Here is a 20,440-nt window from a genome sequence, read left to right as displayed (position 1 = left end):
ATTTTATTCTGATTTAGAAACAAGTCGACGGTGGTTTGTAACGGCTAAAAGCGCCTTAGAGTTAAGCCAAAGACGTTATTAAGCTCGATTCAAACCCGCCTTCGGTGGGTACCGGCATGCAGAAATGCTCCGGCCGGCATTGAGGCGGGACGCCGTATTTGCCAGCGCAACCCTGCGAAGCGAAGGAACGAACTTCAGAACGTCTGGCTGAACGGTCAGGTGCCGGGCCGTCACGACCACCGAAATTGACTTTTTACACAAAATCAAATTTAACTTTTTAGTACTTCTTCTCTGCTAATGTTGTACTTTTTCATGTAATACTGCAAAAGCTGCCGCTTTATTCCCATTTTTTTTGCGGCTTTGGTAATATTGGCTCCGGTACTTCTTAAAACATCAAGGATTACTTTTTTCTGATAATCGTTTATTATCCCTTTAAACTCCGGATTTTCCGATGAATAATGCTGCTCGTTTAAATAATTCTTGAAGGGGCCGAAGCTTAAAAATTGCAGGTGTTCCTTCCTGATTTCCCCATAATCCACATAATTCATCAGGGCTTCGATCACGTTTTCCAGTTCCCGGACATTGCCCGGCCAGGAATAACCGCGGAAAATATCCATAACTTCCCAATTAATACCTGTAACTTTCCTGTGGAATTTTTCATTGTATTTTTTTATGAAAAACTCCGCCAGCTCGCTTATGTCATCGGGCCTTTCCCGGAGAGGAGGGATTTCTACATAAATAACGCTCAATCTATAAAAAAGGTCCTGCCGCAGTTTTCCGTTCTTAGTAAGCTCTATTGGATTTTCATTGGTAGTGGCAATAATCCTTACATCTACAGGGATATCCTGCGACCCTCCCACCCTTCTTATCACTCCTTCCTGGAGCACCCTAAGCAGCTTGGACTGGAGGGATATGGGCATGCTGTTGATCTCATCCAGCAGCATGGTGCCACCATCCGCCTGCTCAAACAGTCCGGGTTTATCCAGTGCCCCTGTAAAGCTTCCCCTGGTGGTGCCGAAGAGCAATCCTTCCAGGATGCTCTCGGGGATGGCTGCACAGTTCTGGGCAATAAAAGGCATATGCCGCCTTGGGCTTGCGTTATGAATGCTCTGGGCGAACAACTCCTTGCCTGTCCCGGTTTCTCCGTATATCAATACCGATGAGGATGTCATCGATACCTTTTTCAGCATTTCTATTATTTTCCGAATCTTTTCGTTGTGGCCGAGAATGTCGTCAAAAGAGTACCTTCCCGCATATTTTTTCTGATGTTTTGAAGTTCCGGTTGATTTCTGCTGCAGATCCGCCACTCTTTCCGTCAAATTTATTATCATGGAGACATCCCGGGATACTTCCGCGGCGCCGATAACCTCTCCCCCGCAAGTGATTGGAATGGTGGTGTTCACTGTTTTTATCTGTTTGCCTCTGCAGTTGAAATATTGCTGGTACCTGCCCGCGACGGATTTGCCCGTTTTAATTACCTGGAAAAGAGTGCTCTCCTGCGGTGTAATGGAAGGAAATACTTCAAAGATGGTCTTCCCAACTACGAAAATTGGGTCCAGCCCCTCAAAATTAGACAGCGTTTTGTTATAAAATAATATTCTGCAATCCCTGTCGACTATCAAGACTCCCTCTTCCAGAGTATCGAAAATTTCCCTTACGGTTTCCAGCTTCAATATGTCTTCTAATTTTTCCTCTACAGAGGCCATCTGCCACCAACTCCCGGTATTTCTTCATATAATACAAATAATACAAATATTTTCATAATCGCCCATCACAAGATGAGCCCGTATTTTTTAATCTTATACTGCAGGGTCTGGCGTTTAATTCTCAATTTTTCGGCGGCCTTGGTTACATTTCCGCTGTATGCTTTCAAAGTCTTCAGTATAATCTCCCTCTCTATACCGTCTATTACCCGGTCCAGAGGGGAATCCGCGATATCCATGGAGCCGATGTTTAAACAATGGTCATTAATGGGAATATCGCCAGAAAAGACCTCTTCTCTTATCTCACCATCGAAGTTTTTAGATATATCACTTTTTTGATTATATTGCTCAGAAATATAAGAAGGAAGGTGATCCATATCTATATAACTTTCATCGCCTATCATATTCATTGAGCCTTCAAGAGCGTTTTCCAGTTCCCTGATGTTCCCCGGCCACTCATAATCCATGAATACTTTCATAACCCGGGGCGATACTCCCAGAACCTTCTTGCCCAATTTATTATTCAGCCTGTTTATAAAATATTTCGTGAGCACAGGTATATCTTCTCTTCTTTCCCGAAGAGGCGGTATTTTTATATATACCACCCCCAGCCTGTAAAACAAATCTCTTCTTATGATGCCGTTTTTTATGCTTTCTACAGGATCTTCGTTGGTGGTGGCTATGATCCTTACATTTACAGGTATAATATTCGTATCCCCCACTCTTCTTACAACGCCTTCCTGCAGAACCCGCAGGAGTTTTGCCTGGAGGTTGACCCCCATGGAATTTATCTCGTCAAGCAGAAGAGTGCCCCCGTCGGCCTGTTCAAAAAGGCCGGGACGGTCTATTGCGCCGGTAAAACCCCCCTTTACCGTCCCGAACAAAATCCCTTCCAAAAGGCTTTCGGGAAGTGCTGCACAGTTCTGGGCGATGAACGCCCTATTCCTTCTCGCACTGGCGTTATGGATGCTCTGGGCGAAAAGCTCCTTGCCGGTACCCGTCTCCCCGTATATCAAAACCTGAGAAGAGGTCTGGGCGGCTTTCCTGGCCATCGAAACGGCTTTTTTTATCACCTGGCTTTCCCCGACAATATCGTCAAAAGTGAACCGTGTGAAGGGGTGGCATTCTTTTTCCCGTGAAACTTTATTTTTTGTTGAATCCTGTAAAAACACCACCTTTTCTGACAGTTCCTTTAATTTTGTTATATCCTTGGCTATTTCCATCGCTCCTGCTATCTTTTTTCCCTTTTTCAGGGGGCAAGTGGTGTTAATTGTGGTAATTTCCTGGCCTTTAAAATTAAAGTAGGTCTGGACCCGGTCCACGATGGTCTTGCCCGTCTTCAACACATAAAGAAGCGTGCTGGTCTCCTGGTTAAGGGATGGGAAGACCTCCAGCAGATTCTTCCCCATTACATTTGCCGGGTCCAGCCTTTCCAGCCGGCCCATGGCGGCATTGTAAAATACTGTATTCCCATCGGCATCCACAATGTGGATGCCGACGTCCAGAACATCCAGAATTTCATGGAAAAAGTCTTCCAACAATCCGGCGGCCATTAAAAACCCCCTCTTTTAAGCAAGATTATGGATAAAAATCCCGCTCCTCAGCTTTGGTTCAAACCAGGTGGATTTCGGCGGCATAATGCGGCCCGCATCAGCTACGCTCATCAAATCTTCCATGGATGTGGGATACATGGAGAACGCCAGTTTCATTTCCCCGCTGTCCACCCTTCTTTCCAGTTCCTCCGGGCCCCTGATGCCCCCCACGAAATCTATCCTTTTATCGGTTCTGGGGTCCTCAATCCCAAGTATCGGAATTATTATATTATTATGAAGTATTGAAACATCCAGTCTTTCGACCGGGTCAGACTCATTGAAAGTACCCGGTTTTGCCTCGAGAGTGTACCACATGCCGTCCATATACATCCCGAAGGTATGCCTCTCGGTCGGTTGAAACCTGTGTCTGCCCCGAGGGATAACCTTAAATTTTTCGGCAAGCTTCGTAAGGAGTTCTTCTTCCGCAAGGCCGTTTAAATCCTTTATAAGCCTGTTGTATTCCAGTATTGTCAACTCTTCATCGGGGAAAAGCACCGACAGAAAGAAATTAAACTCTTCGGTGCCCTCGTAATTCGGATTTTCCGCCCTTCGCATCTGCCCGACTTTTACAGCGGCTGCGGCGCGATGGTGCCCGTCGGCTATATAAAGCGAAGGAACCCGGGAAAATAATGCCGTCAATGCACCGATAACCCTCACATCATCAACGACCCATACGGTCTGAACCACCCCATCCTCTGACGCAAAATCGTATAAAGGAGCGCTTTTTGATACCCATTCGTCTATCAAACCGGAAATTTCCTCATTTTTTCGATACGCCATCAGGATTGGGCCCGTATGAGCATTGGTAATGTTCACATGGTTAATTCTATCTTGTTCCTTACGCGCAAGGGTATGTTCGTGTTTTTTTATCACATTATTCAAGTAATCATCTATCGAAACGCACGCCACAAGACCCGTCTGCATTCTGCCTTCTCTGATCAGCCTGTAAATGTAATAACATTCGTCCTCATCCTCTACAAAAATTCCCTTCCGGACCATTTTATTAAGATTTTCCCGCGCTTTTTCATAAACCCTCGGGTCATAAGGGTCTATCGATTCTTCCAGGTCTACCTCCGGTTTATCTACGTGCAAAAAAGAATACTCGTTCCCCCTTACCATTTTTCTTGCTTCTTGTGTGCTCACCACATCATAAGGCAACGCCGCAACTTTCGCCACCAGGTGCGGTTCGGGTCTCAAAGCTTTGAAAGGTTTAATGACGGCCATATTATTCCTCCATACTTTTGTTTATTATTAATCCAAGTAAATTATAAGATATTTTTTAATTAAAGTCGAGTTACGCTAAGGTTTACAACTACAAACCCCTGCATTTCAGCAACTTCCGGATTCCAGACCTAAAAATCCGTTTTGTGATTTTCCTCATATTTTCTTTTTTAATGGAAGGTTATAATAAAAAATGCAGATAACTCAAGAATTATCCGGAGGTATTTTTTATGGAACAAAATAAAAAGCTCATCAAAAACGTTAACTGGGGTGAAGTTTACAACATTTTGGACATGGTAGATTACAATCCCGGCCAGGTGGTCAGCAGGACGCTGGCTCAGGGCAAAAACATGAGCATGACCCTTTTCGCCTTTGATAAAGGCGAGGAAATCAGCGCCCATTCTTCTCCCGGCGACGCTCTGGTGTCTATTCTGGACGGGGCGGCTAGGATAACCATCGGCGATAAGGAAGTGGATGTCAAAGCAGGCCAGGTGGTGGTCATGCCGGCCGGGGTTCCCCATGCCCTGTACGCCAAAGAGCGCTTTAAAATGCTGTTGGTAGTTGTTTTCCAACCTTAAGTAAAAGCTCCATCAAAAAGCAACTCACTTTCAAATGTAGCCTGTAGAAAACAGCAAGCGGGACGGCGACAACTTTTCACCGTCCCTTGTGATTTTTAAACCGTTTGGGATATTCCTTTTAATAAAGGTGGCACGCCACAAAATGCTCGCCGCCCGCGTCTTTAAGTTCCGGTTCCCTTTCTCTGCACCCGGGTTTTGCATAGCGGCACCTGGTGTGGAACCGGCAGCCGCCGGGCGGGTTTACGGGGCTTGGCACATCCCCTTCCAGTATGATTCTTTCCCTTTTTACTTCCGGGTCCGGTATGGGAATGGCGGAAAGGAGCGCGCGGGTGTATGGATGAAGGGGTTTGTCGTACAGTTCGTTCTTTTCCGCTATCTCCACCACTTTCCCCAGGTACATGACGCTTACCCTGTCGCTTATGTGTTTTACAACGCTCAGGTCGTGGGATATGAACAGATAGGTAAGGCTGAATTTTTCCTGCAGTTCCTGCATGAGGTTTAAAACCTGGGACCTTACGGATACGTCCAGGGCCGATACAGGCTCGTCGCATATTATGAGTTCGGGGTTGACCGCCAGGGCCCTGGCTATCCCTATTCGCTGCCGCTGACCTCCGGAAAATTCGTGCGGGTAGCGCCTTATATGCTGCGTGCCAAGGCCGACCACTCTCAAAAGTTCCAGCACTCTGTCCTCTCTTTCCCTGCCGACGGCCATGTGATAAATGTCCATGGGCTCACCTATTATGTCTCCCACCGTCATCCTGGGGTTCAATGAAGCGTACGGGTCCTGAAAAATTATCTGCATCTTCTTCCGAAGTTCCCTCATCTGGTGTTTGTTCAGCTTCAGAATGTTTTTCCCGCCGTAGTAAACCTCCCCTCCGGTGGCTTCCAGCAATCTCAATATCACCCGGCCCAGGGTGGATTTGCCGCATCCGCTTTCGCCCACGAGGCCCAGGGTCTCTCCCCGTTTTATATACATGTCAACACCGTCCACGGCTTTTACGTATCCTATGGTCTTTTGAAAAATGCCGCCGGTGATGGGGAAATATTTTTTTAAGCCCTTTACTTCCAGTAATTTTTCCGCCCCTACCATCACTGGCCTCCTCCCTTCCACTCATCCGTGTACTTCCAGCACCGCACCTGCTGCCCGTTAAGCCTGATTAGATCGGGTTCTTTCGTCTTGCATATTTCACGGGCTTCGGGGCATCTGGGGTGGAACCGGCAGCCCTCCGGCATGTCAAAGGGATTCGGCACAGCGCCCTCTATTACATACAGTCTTTCCTTTGGCCGGTCAAGTCTCGGGATGGAGCCCAGAAGGCCTATGGTGTACGGGTGCTTTGGACTTTTGAAGATGGTTTTTACACCGGCGTATTCCACCACTTTTCCCGCATACATCACAAGCACGTTTTCGGCCATTTCCGCCACCACTCCAAGGTCATGGGTAATGAGCATTATGGCCGTGCCCAACTTTTCTTTCAGGCCTTTCATGAGTTCCAGTATCTGAGCCTGTATGGTGACGTCCAGGGCGGTGGTGGGTTCGTCGGCTATCAACAGGGTGGGATTGCAGGACAGCGCCATGGCTATCATGACCCTCTGGCGCATTCCGCCGCTCATCTGGTGGGGATATTCATCAACCCTTTTTTCCGCCGCCGGTATGCCCACCAGTTTGAGCATTTCCACGGCTCTGGCCATTGCTTCCCTTCTATTCAACCCCTGATGTAACTCTATAGCTTCGGCTATCTGTTCGCCTACGGTGAACACGGGATTTAAGGATGTCATGGGTTCCTGAAATATCATTGAAATGTCGTTCCCGCGGATTCTGCGCATTTCGCTCTCACTTTTTTCCAGGAGGTTTTCGCCCTTAAAATACATTTCACCTTCCACTATCCTGCCGGGGGGATTGGGGACAAGCCTTAATAGCGATAGCGAAGTGACGCTTTTACCGCACCCGGACTCCCCGACTATACCCAGAGTCTCGCCTTTGTCGATTTTGAAATCCACCCCGTCCACCGCGGGCACAACTCCGTCGTCTGTGAAAAAGTAAGTCTTTAAATTCTTAACTTCAACAAGATTTTCTGCCACTTCCCATACCCCCTACTGCTTTAGTCGAGGATCCAGCGCATCCCTCAATCCGTCGCCGAAAAGATTAAATCCCAGCACCAGGGCCATGATGGCCAGGCCCGGAAAAACGGACCACCACCACTGGCCTGACAGGAAAAACTGCCTGCCCTCATTTATCATGTACCCCCAGGCTGGTTTCGGTGGCTGGACTCCAAAACCCAAAAAACTCAGCGAAGATTCCAGCATGATTATGCTTCCCACTTCGAGGGTGGCCTGGACTATAATCGGCGCCAGTATATTTGGCATAATATGCTTGAAGATTATCCTCCAGTCGCTGCCTCCAATGGCCGTAGCCGCTTCCACAAATTCCATTCCCCTGACCTGTATTACCTGACCCCTGGCCACCCTTGCAAACGACGCCCAGGAAATGATGCCGATGGACATGTACATCAGCGGCATGCTTGGTGGAAGATAGGCCACCAGGGCCAGCACAAAAAGAAGGAACGGAAATGCAAATATGACGTTGGTCAGCCAGGATATAATATCATCTATAAAACCGCCGTAATATCCCGCGAGGCTTCCCAGTATAACCCCTATCACCACAGCAACACCGGTGGCGGCAAATCCGATCTGTAAAGATATCCTGGCACCGTACACCACCCTTGTATATATATCCCTGCCGTATACATCGGTGCCGAACCAGTGTTTTGCACTGGGGGGCGCCAGCTGTGCCGAGCGGCCCTCCTTCCATATCAACTGCTCATAAGGGTCATATTGGGTTATATAAGGTGCAAATATGGCCGCCAGGCATATTATGATCACCAGGGTCAAACCCAGCATGGCAAGTTTGTTCTTCCTGAGCCTCAGCCAGCCGTCCATCCAGAGGCTCCGGCCCTCCACCTTCCGTTTTGCTTTTCCGGGGATGTTTGTATTGGCAGCAGTTTTTACCTCCATAATCTTCTCCCTCCAATCAATCGTATTTTATCCTGGGATCAAACAGCGGATAAGAAAGATCGACCACTAGATTGGCAAAAACGAAGATCAATGCCATGAATAATACAACTCCCCGTATTACGGGAAAATCCCGGTTTATGAGAGCCTCCACGCTGAGCCTGCCGAGGCCGGGCATGGAAAAAATGGATTCGGTTACAACCACACCGCTCAAGAGGCTGGCCGTTTCAATACCTATCACCGTTACTACCGGAATTAGAGCATTTCTGAGGGCGTGCTTCATGATAACCACCCTTTCGGAAAGGCCCTTTGCCCTTGCGGTCCGGATATAATCCTGTCTAATTATCTCCAGCATGCTGGAACGCGTAAGCCTGGCTATTAAAGCGGCAGGTCGGATTCCCAGCACCAGCGAAGGCAGAATATAATAGATGAATTCCCCATTGCCCGTGCCGGTCCCCGGAATCCAGCCCAGTTTCACGCAAAAAAGCACCACCGAAAGCAGCCCCACCCAGAAGACCGGAGCTGAGATCCCCAGAATCGCAAAAAACATGGCGCTGTAATCTATCCAGGAGTACTGCTTAACGGCTGATACAATCCCCAGAGGGACGCCCATTAAAACCGCGACTATCGTAGCAAAAACGGCCAGTTTAGCCGTAACGGGCAGACGGGAAAGAAGGGCTTCCACCACCGTCATATTATTCCTGTAAGATTTTCCCAGATTAAGTGTCAAAGCGTTTTTCATAAAATCGAAAAACTGAACGGCCAGGGGCTTATCCAGGCCCATTTCCTGCCTGATTTTTGCTATGGTTTCCGGATTTCCCCTCTGTCCCACCATTATCCGGGCCGGGTCGCCGGGTACTATGGTGGTGAGTATAAAGACAACTGCAATAACTCCCAGAATAACGGGAATAGCCCCTATGAGACGCCTTACGATATAATTCAGCAAAGTTTTCCCCCTCCTCGAGCTGCGCTTTTCCAGGGTTGTGCTTATACATGACCTGGCTTCCCCTTATAAGGGGAAGCCAGATTCGCTGATATTCTATTTGTCCATCCAGACTTCGGTATACTTCATGGAGTACTCGCCGAAGAAAGGCAGCACAACGTTCTTTACATAAGGTTGCGTGATGGTATGGGTGGTGTAATGGTAAATAAACAGCCACGGGGCCTCTTCGCGGGCTATGGCTTCGGCCTTCTTATAAAGCTCCGCGCGCTTTGCCGGATCGGTCTCAATACGGGCCTGGTTTGTCAGGTTGTCAAATTCCTTGTTGTTAAACCCGGAATAATTGCCCTGGGGCCCGATATTGGCGGAATTCAACAGAACATACAGGAAGTTGTCGGGGTCGGGATAGTCCGCCACCCAGCCCATCCTGAAGAAGGGTATTTCAAGCCTGTCGGTGGCGTCCAGCAGAGCGCCCCAGTCGATGTTCTTCAGGGACATGTCGATTCCGATTTCTTTCATCTGTTGCTGTACGGCTTCGGCGATCCTCTTATGGCCTTCACTGGTGTTGTAAACCAGTTCAACCTTGATGCCGTTGGGATAACCCGCCTCTTTCAGCAACTGCCTGGCTTTCTCGGGGTCAAAAGTATACTGGGGCTGGATGCTCGAGTCATAGCCCAGCATACCGGGAGGCAGTACACCGGTGGCCGGCAGGACCCTGCCGTTCCTCACGAGGTCTATCAATGTCTTGCGGTCCAGAGCGTAGTTGAAGGCCTGGCGGAGGGCTTTGTTGTCTTTGAAGGGGGATTTGGTAAGGTTAAATCCATAGTAGTATGTACCCAGAGTCGGTCCTTCCTGGAAACCTTCTTTTGCCTTGGCTTCCTGGTAATATGGATCGTCGACTTCTTCTATCTGCTCAAAGTTGCCAAGACCAAATTCTGTCCACTCCATCGCCAGGTCAGTCACAACCCTGAATTCCAGGCCGTCCAGGTAGGGAAGCTGATTGCCGCTGGCGTCCTTCTTCCAGTAGTTTTCATTTTTTGAAAGGACGACCTTATCGTCCTGCACCCACTGTTCGAATTTGAATGGGCCGGTTCCCACGGGATGGAAGTTAAACTGGTCTTTCCACTTTTCCACGTCCTCTTTCGGCAGAACGTTAAACGTATTGTACGCCAGCACGCTCAGGAAAGGCGCAAAGGGGTATTCCAGTTCAATCTTAAGGGTATAGTCATCCACCTTGGAGATGCCGGCGATATGGTCGGTTTTCTTTTCCTGGTAATCCTTGTAACCTTTTATCATATCAAGGAAGTAGGCCCTTTCGGACTTGGTGTCGGGATTGAGAATATAGTTAAAGGTCCATACCCAGTCGTCGGCCTTTACCTCCCGGCCGCCGTTGGCGGTGGGCTGTCCGCCTTCTATGGTCTTGTGGAAATGCACACCTTTTCTTAATTTAAAAGTATAGGTTTTTTTATCATCGGAAATCTCCCAGGATTCGGCCAGAAGGGGCTGGACATTGCCGTCTTTGTCGTAATCCACAAGCGTTTCAAAGATCTGATAGATTATCCTGGCCGAAGAGGTGTCTGTCGCATGCACCGGGTCGAGTTTAGGCGGATTGGACATTATGGCCATTCTTAGCACTCCGCCGCTCTTGGGACCTTCGGCGGCGGGCTGCTGTTGCTGCTGTTGCTCCTGAGTTCCCTGCTGGGCCGGCTTCTGCCCGCAGCCGGCGAGAGCGGTTATTATCAGTAAAAACACAACCAGTAAAACTATACTTTTCTTCAGCATCAAATCCCCTCCTTGAAATCTCTTCAATTTAGTAAGCGGTATTTTACAATATATTTCTTTTACCCCTTAAAACCACCCCCCTCCCTTAAAAATATATTATAATCTGCAATTATTTTTTTAATAATTTTTCTGTTTTATCGTTTAAAAATATCATGACATTAAACATATTTCGATAACAAATTAAAAAATCCTGCTTTATGAGAGGTTTTAAATTCAAAAACCGGTTGTTTTGTCTAAATTGTATAATTATTCATTATATTCTTTGTTTAACTTGTTAAATCAAAACCCCCTGTCTCTTATTTGACAGGGGGTCTGCACATCCGGTGCAATTTTTTATTCCAGCATCCTCTTTAAAATATTATTCACCATTTGCGGATTGGCTTTTCCCCTGGTCTCTTTCATTATCTGCCCAACGAGGAATCCCAGCGCCTTCTCTTTGCCGTTCTTGTAATCCTGAACCGACTTGGGGTTTTCGTCTATTACCTTACGGGCGATTTTTTCCAGCTCGGATTGATCCGATATCTGTACCAGGCCTTTTTCTTTTACTATGGCTTCCGGGTTTTTGCCGGTCTCGAACATCTCCCGGAACACTTCCTTGGCAATTTTACCGCTAATGGTGCCTTTATCTATCATTGAAAGCATACCGGCAAGCTGTTCGGGTTTTATCTTTATATCCTCAACGTCTTTCCCCGTCTCATTCAATATGCCCATCAGCTCCACCATCACCCAGTTGCTGACGGTTTTCGGGTCGTGGTAATGAGATATGCACCTTTCATAAAAATCCGATAAAGCTTTGGAAGATGTAATCACCCCGGCGTCGTAAGCCGGCAGTCCGTAATCTTCCATGTAGCGCTTCTTTCTGGCATCGGGCAATTCCGGAAGCTCGGCTTTGAGCTCCTCAATCCACTCCCTATCGATAACCATGGGTACCAGGTCAGGGTCCGGGAAATAGCGGTAGTCATGGGCTTCTTCTTTGCTTCTCATGGATGTGGTTATGCCTCTTGCCTCATCCCAGCGGCGCGTCTCCTGAACTATAACGCCGCCCTCTTCAAGGATTTCCCGCTGCCTCTTTTCCTCGTACTCAAGGCTGCGCCTGACGGCCTTGAAGGAGCCCAGGTTTTTTATCTCAACCTTTGTGCCGAATTTTTCAGAACCGGCAGGTCTGATGGATATATTTGTATCACAGCGCAGCGAACCTTCCTCCATCTTGCAATCGGAAACCTCGATGTACTGGAGAATAGCTTTCAGTTTGTTAAGATACAGCCACGCCTCCTCCGGCGAGCGAATATCTGGCTCGGAAACTATTTCTATGAGGGGAACTCCCGTACGGTTCAAATCCACCAGTGAATATCCCTTGCCTTCTTCGTGGATCAATTTTCCGGCATCCTCTTCCAGATGTACTCTGGTAATGCCTATCCGGCGGGTAGTGCCGCCAACTTCTATTTCAATATAGCCGTTTTTGGCCAGCGGCAGGTCGTACTGAGAAATCTGGTAGGCCTTGGGCAGGTCTGGATAAAAATAATTTTTTCGGTCGAACTTGGAGTATCCGGCTATTTCGCAGTTTAACGCCAGTGCGGCTTTTATGGCATATTCCACCGCCTTTTTGTTTGTCACGGGCAGAACCCCCGGCATGCCAAGGCACACGGGGCAACAATGGGTATTGGGATCTCCGCCGAATTCCGTGGTACAGCCGCAGAATATCTTTGACTTTGTAAAGAGTTCCACATGCACTTCGAGACCTATAACAGTTTCATAATTCATGGTTTTCACCTCCACTTATATGCCGGGTTTCGGCCTGTTAAAATCGGTGGCCTGTTCAAAGGCAAAAGCCGCCCGCAGGACAGTTTCCTCATCAAAGGGCTTTCCTATAATCTGAAGCCCTATGGGCATTTTCCCGGAAAAACCGCAGGGAATGGATATGCCCGGCAGCCCCGCCATATTAACCGGTATTGTGCAAACATCGTTCATATACATTTTCAGGGGATCGTCGGTATTCTCACCAATTTTAAAGGCCACTGTCGGAGCGGTGGGAGCTATGATAAAATCGTATTTTTGAAAGGCTTCATCGAAATCTTTTTTTACAAGGGTCCTGACCTTTTGAGCTTTTAAATAGTAGGCGTCGTAATATCCGGAACTCAAAGCATAGGTCCCCAGCATTATCCGTCGCTTTACTTCAGCCCCGAAGCCCTCGCTGCGGGTTTTCTTGTAAAGGTCTATCAGGTCGTCGTAATCACGGGCCCTCACACCGTAACGAATACCGTCATACCTGGCGAGGTTGGAACTGGCTTCCGCAGGGGCAATTATGTAATAGGCCCATAGAGCGTAGCCGGTATGGGGGAGCGAAATCTCCTCGCACACCGCCCCCATCTTTTCAAAGGTCTTGACCGCCGATAAAACCGCTTCCCTGACATCCGGGTCGACGCCTTCTCCCATGTATTCCTTCGGCAAACCGATTTTCATGCCCTTCACATCGGCCACCAGACTTTTCGTGTAATCGGGCACCCGCACATCCGCCGACGTAGAGTCCATGGAATCGTGACCCGCAATGGCGTTCAGCACCAGGGCGCAATCGGTAACATCTTTTGTAATGGGACCTATCTGATCAAGGGACGAAGCGTAGGCCACCAGCCCGAACCTGGAGACCCTGCCGTAGGTGGGTTTTAACCCCACCACCCCGCAATACGCCGCGGGCTGGCGGATGGAACCTCCGGTATCGGAGCCCAGCGCGAAAAGACATTCGTCGGCCGCCACCGCAGCTGCTGAGCCTCCCGATGACCCGCCCGGCACGCGGTTGGGATCCCAGGGGTTTCGTGTGGCAAAAAACGCCGAGTTTTCTGTGGAAGAGCCCATGGCAAATTCATCCATGTTTGTCTTGCCCAAAATTACAGCGTTCAGGGATTTGAGCTTTGCCGAAACGGTGGCGTCATAAGGGGGTACGAAGTTTCCCAGGATTTTTGACGAACACGTCGTCTTTAAGCCCTTTGTACATATATTATCTTTGACGGCCGCCGGGATTCCCGAGAGGGGGTTGTCGAAATCGCCTTTCTCATCGGCATTGCGGCTGCTTTGCAAAGCTCCTTCTTCATCCAGAGTCAAGTATGCTTTTATTTTTTCGTCCACTGTTTTTATTCTTTTCAAAAGAGCCCTGGTAAGTTCTTCCGAAGATATTTCTTTTTTCTTGAGAAGCTCGTGCGCTTCGTGGACTGTAAGCCTATGTAATTCCAATTGCCCAACCTCCTCTGTTTTAGAAATAAAGTGTTTTTCACTGAATCAAAAAACAAAATTTGAGCCCCGCGGTGATACTGCAATATCCTCACTCTCACGGACGAACTTTGTGATTATTCCTCGATAATTCTGGGAACCCTGAAAAAGTTTTTATCCTTATCCGGGGCGTTTTTCAACACTTCCTCGACCGGCAGGCTCTCCCTTACCCTATCATCGCGAAAGACATTTTTTATCGGAATGACATGCGCAGTGGGAGGGACATCCTCGGTATCGAGTTCATTGAGTTTTTCCATATATTCGAGTATGGAATTCAGCTTATCGGTCATCTCGGCTTTTTCTTCTTCCGAAAGATACAGCCTGGCAAGGTTTGCCACATGCTCCACGGTTTCTTTTGTAATCCTCAATGTATCCACCTCTCCGAAATAAAATATAATTCAGAGCCGTCTTCCAAAATCCTGCAGGGGGGCTCTCCCAAATTGCAAAATTCGGGCCTGAAAAGCCAAAAGTTACGGCTTCTCCACCTTTCTTAATTTTAGCATTTTGAAACAATTAATACAACCCGATACGCCCCGATACGCCCTGCTGTCAAAGTCTCACGTCTACCGGACCGATTAATTTTATTTCTCCGGGTTCAACGGCGCAGCGGAAGGCAAAAATATCCACACCTGCCCGGGCGGCCCGCCTCAAAGCGTCTCCGAAGGGGGGATCCATGGAATCATTGGGAGAAAAAGCTGCGGCATCTTCTCTCTGAATTACAAAAAACACCCCGGCCCCCAATCCTTCATGCCGGGCCCTCTCCAGTTCTTTAAGGTGTTTTGCACCCCGGTCTGTGGGAGCATCGGGGAATAAGGCCCTGCGGTTTTCCACCAGCGTCACACCTTTTACTTCGATATAGTACCTGATATCATTTTCGTCGCCCAGTCCTATATCAAACCGGCTGTTTTTGTAACTTATTTCCGGTTTTGCGATAGGGTATTTTAAAAGCCTTTTTGCCCTGTCATGTTCCATTAAAATCGGGGATTTTTTGTTAAAGGCTTCCATCAAGAGTCTATTGGGTAATTGGGAATCCACTGACACAAGCAGGCCGTTCTTATATGCCATGATCAAATCGTATTTGTATTTGCGCAATGAGTTTGCAGCTTCCCGCAAAATCACGCGGGCTCCGGGCACAAGAAGTTCGGCCAGCCTGCCGCTGTTGGGAACATGGACTTCGAAGCTCTTTTTTTGCAGCCTGACCCTTGCCACAAACCGGTTTACTCTCGCCTCGAATTCTGCTTCAATTTTTTTGCCGGGTATTTTCATAAAAAATAAGCATGCTCCGCCCTCCAGGGGGCTCATGAGCACACCGTCAAAACACCTCCTCCCCAATTTAAAATAATCTCCACGCATTTCCCCTGCCTGCACAGGTTCTTATAAAATAAGTTCTGTTGGGATTCAATATAATTTCAAAGGGGAAGCCATACGCTGCGGGTTTACCGTAAATGTCAAGCACTTCAACATCGCTTACATCGGGATGGGTTGTAAAAAACTTTTGCAGTGTCAGACCAAAAGGTTTTGCCATTACATTCGCCAGCAAAAAGGCGGCCACCAGATTCAGAAGGGACAGGTGGTTATAGAAAAAGAGGAGCAGGATAAAAACAAGAGAGAAAAGAAAATTTGCCGCCGCTATGGAAGTCCCGCAGCGGGGATGTATGGCAAGATTCGACTCGCCCCTGGTCATGCGATAATGGCCTTCCCTTGCGGCATCCATTACCTCATAAGGCGACGGCATATCCGGCCCCGACAGGGAAAAACCGTTGGCATAAGCAAGGCCACCGATTCTCAGATTTCTGCCGTAGCGTTCCTCAAGCACGTTCACCGTAGCGTGCTCCAGGCTGTGATTTTTCCGTATGCGCCTGTCGGCGGCAATCTTCAATATCTGCCACGGTATTGTTATAACGTTGTAAAAGGAATTGAATATCAGCACATAGGGCAGCAGGAAGAGGATACCGATTCCAAAAAATATGAGCACCGGTATCAGGAGGTATGGAAAAAGCATCAGAAAAACGAGCAATATCACAAAAAAAGGCATATCCTTCAATCCTTTCCCGGATAATCACAAACATCAGAGCGTATTTTTATTATATTTTATTATATCAAATCACATTTCGCCATAAACTCATTCTTCAAAAAAACCGACCATCTCACCAATTTTATGCTTTTTGAAACCGGCTGGATAACACTCGGCGATACTGCGGAGAAAGCGCGCCCTTAATGTTTACCCTGAAAAATAATCTCCAGAAACTCCTCAGCTATCATATTTGAGTGTTTTCCGGCTCGATAATCCCTGCGGGCTACAATGATGTCAGGCTGGAATCCTCTCTCATAAACGGCCTTTATCTTTTGGGGAATCTCGATAAAAGCTCCCAGTTCGAAAAAATCCTCATCATAAAAAATAAAGGTGGGGATTCTGGGCTTGCCTTCATACTGGTAATTCTTCAAAAATTCCTCATACCCTTCTCTGGGGAGTATAGCATATTCCATGTTTCCATTTTCTTCCGCCATTTTCACCAGCACCGGGACGCTCACGGTACAATCGGGGCACCAGGGCTCGGCAAAAGCCAGTACCTTTATCTTTCGGTTAATGTTTTTTATATGTCTTTTTATATCATCAGAAAAATCAAGGGTATTATAAATTTCACCGAGCCTTGCATGTGACTTTTCGTCGGCATCCTTTAAAAAATCCTCGTAGGTCTTGCCTTTTAAAAACATTTCTTTAATGTCCATCGCAACCCACCTCACCATTTTTTAATCATTCTATCATGCCTTTACAGAATTTTAAAAGCTCGATTTTTTTCTAAAATATGTATATAATTGCCGTGAGGGCATATTTCCCAAAATTTTATTGTATCAAATATAATACACCATCAGTTCGTTATTTGACAATACGGCCGAAATGCGATATTATAGGGCATCATAAATTACATATAACTTTTTGCTTCCCCTGCTTTTTTATGAGGAATAGTTAATGGAGATAGTATCACATGATTCGCTTTGAAATACCCGCATTCATAAAGGAAATTTGTGTGAAACTCAATACCGCAGGCCATAGAGCCTATGTGGTGGGCGGAGCCTTGCGGGATATGCTGCTCGGCCGGGAAAATCCGGATTTTGATATCGCCACCAGCGCCCTGCCCGATGAAATCGCCTCTGTTTTCCCCGATGCGGTACCTTATGGAAACTTCGGCACCATGCTGGTAATACGAAAAAACCCAATCAAAAAAACATCCTGCGATCCTAGAAGGGAATTAAACCTTTTAGAAGATAACATCAAAGAGACAAAAATCAAAATAGAAATCACCCCTTTCAGGGATGACGCTCCCGGCCGAAAACCGGACTATACCTTCGGCGGTAGCATTTATACCGACCTTGCCCGTCGTGATTTTACCATAAACTCCATGGCCTATGACCCTATATCTGACGAATTCTTAGACCCTTTCGGCGGGCTAAGCGACCTCGAAGCAGGCATCATAAGGTGCACCGGTTCCACCAAAAGAATCTGGGAGGACCCTCTGCGGGCCATGAGAGCCGCCCGCTTCCAGGCTCAGCTTGGATTTTCCATTGAGCCCTCCACCCTCTATGCCCTGAAAGCCAGGGCTTGCGAACTTGCCGATATTTCCCGGGAAAGAATCCGGGACGAGCTTTCCAAACTCCTGACCGGCGACAATTGCTATGACGGCCTTGTGACTCTTGTGGTCACAGGTCTCATGGAATACATCATTCCTGAGCTCATGGAAGGCATGGGTATGATGCACTACAATAAGCCGGTGGATGTGCTGGAACACAACCTCATTGCGTGCAAGGTTATCAGAAATACCCTGCCCCTGCGGCTGGCGGCTCTGCTTCACGATGCGGCAAAACCCCGCTCGGCCATAGAAGGGGAGAAGGGCCTGGAATTTCCGCAGCATCATGTAAAATCCTCGATAATGGCCGAAAACATCCTCAGAAACTTGAGATATGATAATAATACCGTAAAAAAAGTGGTGCTCCTCATCAGGCACCACATGTTTCACTATACCGCCGAATCGCAGATATCCGAAGCCCGGCGCCTCGTATCAAAAGTGGGCTGGGAGAACATCTACGACCTCATTGATCTGAGGGTGGCCGACAGGATAGCCAGCGGTTTTGAAAAGGCGGTCGGCCATGGGCTTAAAAAGTTGCTGGAAGACCTGGAGGTCATAAAGCGCGAACACAGCGATTATCAAATAAAAGACCTGGATATTTCTGGCGATGACCTGATAAAAGAACTCGGTATACCCCCGGGGCCTCGCATAGGAGAAATATTGAAGGAGCTGCTGGAGAAGGTAATAGAAGACCCCGGTTTAAACAAGAGAGACATATTGCTGGACATCGCCCGCAGATTAAAATATCGCTCAGGATATTGGAGACATAATCATGGATTTTGATTTTATAAAATGTCATATGGGGCTTAACAGCCAGGATCTTAAAAAACTTTCTGGATGCCATAAGATGAAATACCGTTAGACATATACCTGCCCGTTTTTAGACATAATTTCAGCTGTTTTTAAAAACGGGAAGTGTGCCCAGAAAAATCAGGTCTTTTCTGTCGGCGGCCTCTCCTTCAGCAAGGATTGCGGCTTTGGCCACCACCTTGCCTCCCGCTTTTTCCACCAGTCGTTCCAGAGCTGCAAGGGAAGACCCCGTGCTCACAACGTCGTCTATTAAGACAACCCTCCTGCCCTTAATTTTATCCGCATCAACTCCATTTAAAACCAGGAGTTGTTTTTTCTGAGTTGTTATCGAAACCACCTCTTCGGTGATGGGCGATTCCATATAAGGTTTTACGCTCTTTCGAGCCACGATATAGTTCTTGCCCAAAAGCCGTGAAATTTCAAAAACCAGCGGTATGCCCTTGGCTTCCGCCGAAACTATTACATCCGCCTCGGGCAGGCGCTTAACGATCTCGGGGGCAGCTTTTACCACAAGCTCCGTATCCCCCAGGATAACAAAAGACGCTATTTTCAATCCGGGTGCGACTTCTATTACCGGAAGTTCCCGTTTGAGGCCCAGTATCTCCAGTGTGTATTTTTCCATTTTTAAACCTCCAATATATTCTTAAATTAGACCCACATTATTTAAAGTATCTATATATTTTCATACGGATATCAATAATATTTTATCAAACGGACTTAAAAACCCAGTGTTCCCTTCAACAATTTCATAATCAGCCCCGCAGCCATGCCCGTAAAGGGATCGGTGGTGGCAGTTACAGCGGCTGTTACTCCTCCAACCACTGGGTCTTCCATGGCAAGCTTGGCATTTACAGGGAATGTAACCACCGCCCCCAGTACGAGCAAGAACCCGGCTATTGATTCCATCGGCACGTACTTTCCAATCCTGGGCAAAAGTCCGGTAATGAGTATTACCGCCATAAGGCTCATCATCAAAATTCCAGCCAGAACTGGATGGGGGGCCGCGCCGGTTGCCGAAATTATCGATTCCACCGGCCCGCCTCCGAACAAAGAAGAAGCCATGTCGGCAAGGCTGCTAACTATTGCCAGGTGGTCTATATTTACCGAGGTCCCTGAAAAAGAGCCTGTAATATTGCCAAAAGCTATGTTTGCGCCTATGTTCAGGCAAACCATGGCGAGGGCTCCCCGTATTACAAAGGGGTTTAAGGTCAACTTTTGAAGTTTTATGCTCTCTTTACCGTTGTCGTAGCTCACATTTTGTTCTCTGGTAAAGTAGCCCACTGCGCTGGAAAATATTACTGAAGATACTATGGTGTACACCAGGTCTTTTGAGAATATATATACGATAAAAGCAAGACCTATAGAGGATAATCCGACAGTCTTACTGCTTTTGGCCATATTCACCGCAACGGCCGAGAGCATTATGCCCACTCCGGCCATCATGCCGTTTGTTATGACGGGCCCCACAAAATTTATAATACTCTGGTTCAGGCCGAATAAAGAAATCACCGTCATTATAAGCCCGCCAAAGAAAATCATGGAGAGCCTTTCTCTCAAATCTTTGCTCATGGTGCCGGCCAGGGTGATGGTCTCGGCCTGGAAGGATATCGGCGCCACCAGGCCGAAAACACTGGCGCCAACAGCTCCCACTATAAAAGCCAGGGCGGTAGGCAATGATGCAAACCCAAACGACAGCGCCAGAATCCCCTGCGGCAGGCCGTTAATTATTACTCCAACAGCTGCCAATAAATCCTTTATATTCATTAAACTTCCTCCGTTTTTCATGATTGTAATGTCAAACTAAGACCTTAAATTTACATGCTTGCTACCTCAAAACTATCGAAACTAAAAGTTTTTCGGAAAAAAGGAGGATTCCCTCCCCTTGGTGTCGTAGGTAGTAGTTGCCAAAAACAATCAC

The 20,440-nt window shown here is 47.5% G+C and carries 18 protein-coding genes; 2 read left to right on the top strand and 16 right to left on the bottom strand.

Annotated elements, in window-relative coordinates:
* Positions 1-269: 269 nt before the first annotated feature.
* From ACKX14_RS02760 to ACKX14_RS02750, 3 genes are all read right to left on the bottom strand, one after another.
* Complete coding sequence (locus tag ACKX14_RS02760) at positions 270-1,706, bottom strand: sigma-54 interaction domain-containing protein (RefSeq protein WP_422444434.1); 1,437 nt, start codon at positions 1,704-1,706, stop codon at positions 270-272.
* 65 nt (positions 1,707-1,771) lie between these two features.
* A complete protein-coding gene (locus ACKX14_RS02755) occupies positions 1,772-3,256 on the bottom strand; it encodes a sigma-54 interaction domain-containing protein (RefSeq protein ID WP_422444432.1) in 1,485 nt (494 codons plus the stop codon).
* 15 nt (positions 3,257-3,271) lie between these two features.
* Positions 3,272-4,519 (bottom strand): DUF1015 domain-containing protein, encoded by a 1,248-nt coding sequence (locus ACKX14_RS02750; RefSeq protein WP_422444430.1) that lies wholly within the window; start codon positions 4,517-4,519, stop codon positions 3,272-3,274.
* 227 nt (positions 4,520-4,746) lie between these two features.
* On the opposite strand from ACKX14_RS02750, the gene ACKX14_RS02745 reads away from it, so the two are divergent.
* Positions 4,747-5,094: a cupin domain-containing protein gene (locus tag ACKX14_RS02745; protein ID WP_422444428.1), complete on the top strand. Its 348-nt coding sequence runs from the start codon at positions 4,747-4,749 to the stop codon at positions 5,092-5,094.
* Positions 5,095-5,212: 118 nt separating this feature from the next.
* Here ACKX14_RS02745 and ACKX14_RS02740 read toward each other — a convergent pair whose 3' ends face one another.
* From ACKX14_RS02740 to ACKX14_RS02690, 11 genes are all read right to left on the bottom strand, one after another.
* On the bottom strand, positions 5,213-6,184 hold the full coding sequence (locus ACKX14_RS02740; RefSeq protein WP_422444663.1) for an ABC transporter ATP-binding protein: 972 nt from the start codon (positions 6,182-6,184) through the stop codon (positions 5,213-5,215).
* Positions 6,184-7,173, bottom strand: a complete 990-nt coding sequence (locus tag ACKX14_RS02735; protein WP_422444426.1) for an ABC transporter ATP-binding protein — start codon at positions 7,171-7,173, stop codon at positions 6,184-6,186. Before ACKX14_RS02735 ends, ACKX14_RS02740 begins: the two co-directional genes overlap by 1 nt.
* Before the next feature lie 12 nt (positions 7,174-7,185).
* A complete protein-coding gene (locus tag ACKX14_RS02730) occupies positions 7,186-8,106 on the bottom strand; it encodes an ABC transporter permease (protein WP_422444424.1) in 921 nt (306 codons plus the stop codon).
* 16 nt (positions 8,107-8,122) lie between these two features.
* The gene (locus ACKX14_RS02725) at positions 8,123-9,049 is read right to left on the bottom strand and encodes an ABC transporter permease (protein WP_422444422.1); all 927 of its coding nucleotides are present in this window, start codon (positions 9,047-9,049) and stop codon (positions 8,123-8,125) included.
* A 93-nt stretch (positions 9,050-9,142) separates the two neighbouring features.
* Positions 9,143-10,825 carry an ABC transporter substrate-binding protein gene (locus ACKX14_RS02720; RefSeq protein ID WP_422444420.1) on the bottom strand — a complete coding sequence of 561 codons (1,683 nt, stop codon included), beginning with the start codon at positions 10,823-10,825 and terminating at the stop codon, positions 9,143-9,145.
* Positions 10,826-11,158: 333 nt separating this feature from the next.
* Complete coding sequence (gatB, locus tag ACKX14_RS02715) at positions 11,159-12,586, bottom strand: Asp-tRNA(Asn)/Glu-tRNA(Gln) amidotransferase subunit GatB (RefSeq protein ID WP_422444418.1); 1,428 nt, start codon at positions 12,584-12,586, stop codon at positions 11,159-11,161.
* A 15-nt stretch (positions 12,587-12,601) separates the two neighbouring features.
* On the bottom strand, positions 12,602-14,050 hold the full coding sequence (gatA, locus tag ACKX14_RS02710; RefSeq protein WP_422444416.1) for an Asp-tRNA(Asn)/Glu-tRNA(Gln) amidotransferase subunit GatA: 1,449 nt from the start codon (positions 14,048-14,050) through the stop codon (positions 12,602-12,604).
* 113 nt (positions 14,051-14,163) lie between these two features.
* Positions 14,164-14,454: an Asp-tRNA(Asn)/Glu-tRNA(Gln) amidotransferase subunit GatC gene (gatC, locus tag ACKX14_RS02705; RefSeq protein WP_422444414.1), complete on the bottom strand. Its 291-nt coding sequence runs from the start codon at positions 14,452-14,454 to the stop codon at positions 14,164-14,166.
* 181 nt (positions 14,455-14,635) lie between these two features.
* Entirely contained in the window at positions 14,636-15,439 is an 804-nt protein-coding gene (sfsA, locus tag ACKX14_RS02700) for a DNA/RNA nuclease SfsA (RefSeq protein WP_422444412.1), read from the bottom strand.
* Positions 15,420-16,121 carry a DUF6391 domain-containing protein gene (locus ACKX14_RS02695; RefSeq protein ID WP_422444410.1) on the bottom strand — a complete coding sequence of 234 codons (702 nt, stop codon included), beginning with the start codon at positions 16,119-16,121 and terminating at the stop codon, positions 15,420-15,422. Before ACKX14_RS02695 ends, sfsA begins: the two co-directional genes overlap by 20 nt.
* 179 nt (positions 16,122-16,300) lie before the next feature.
* A complete protein-coding gene (locus tag ACKX14_RS02690) occupies positions 16,301-16,816 on the bottom strand; it encodes a thioredoxin family protein (RefSeq protein ID WP_422444408.1) in 516 nt (171 codons plus the stop codon).
* 257 nt (positions 16,817-17,073) lie between these two features.
* Here ACKX14_RS02690 and ACKX14_RS02685 point away from each other — a divergent pair, with 257 nt between their 5' ends.
* Positions 17,074-18,495 (top strand): CCA tRNA nucleotidyltransferase, encoded by a 1,422-nt coding sequence (locus ACKX14_RS02685; RefSeq protein ID WP_422444406.1) that lies wholly within the window; start codon positions 17,074-17,076, stop codon positions 18,493-18,495.
* 109 nt (positions 18,496-18,604) lie between these two features.
* On the opposite strand, the gene ACKX14_RS02680 is transcribed toward ACKX14_RS02685, so the two are convergent.
* Positions 18,605-19,144 carry a phosphoribosyltransferase family protein gene (locus ACKX14_RS02680; protein WP_422444404.1) on the bottom strand — a complete coding sequence of 180 codons (540 nt, stop codon included), beginning with the start codon at positions 19,142-19,144 and terminating at the stop codon, positions 18,605-18,607.
* Between the two features lie 95 nt (positions 19,145-19,239).
* Positions 19,240-20,286 carry an NCS2 family permease gene (locus ACKX14_RS02675; RefSeq protein WP_422444402.1) on the bottom strand — a complete coding sequence of 349 codons (1,047 nt, stop codon included), beginning with the start codon at positions 20,284-20,286 and terminating at the stop codon, positions 19,240-19,242.
* Positions 20,287-20,440 lie beyond the last annotated feature (154 nt).

This window comes from Thermorhabdus hydrogeniformans, assembly GCF_049310025.1.
Lineage (GTDB): Bacteria > Bacillota > Thermosediminibacteria > Thermosediminibacterales > Tepidanaerobacteraceae > JBJYKD01.
This window is presented reverse-complemented; position numbering and strand designations above follow the sequence as displayed.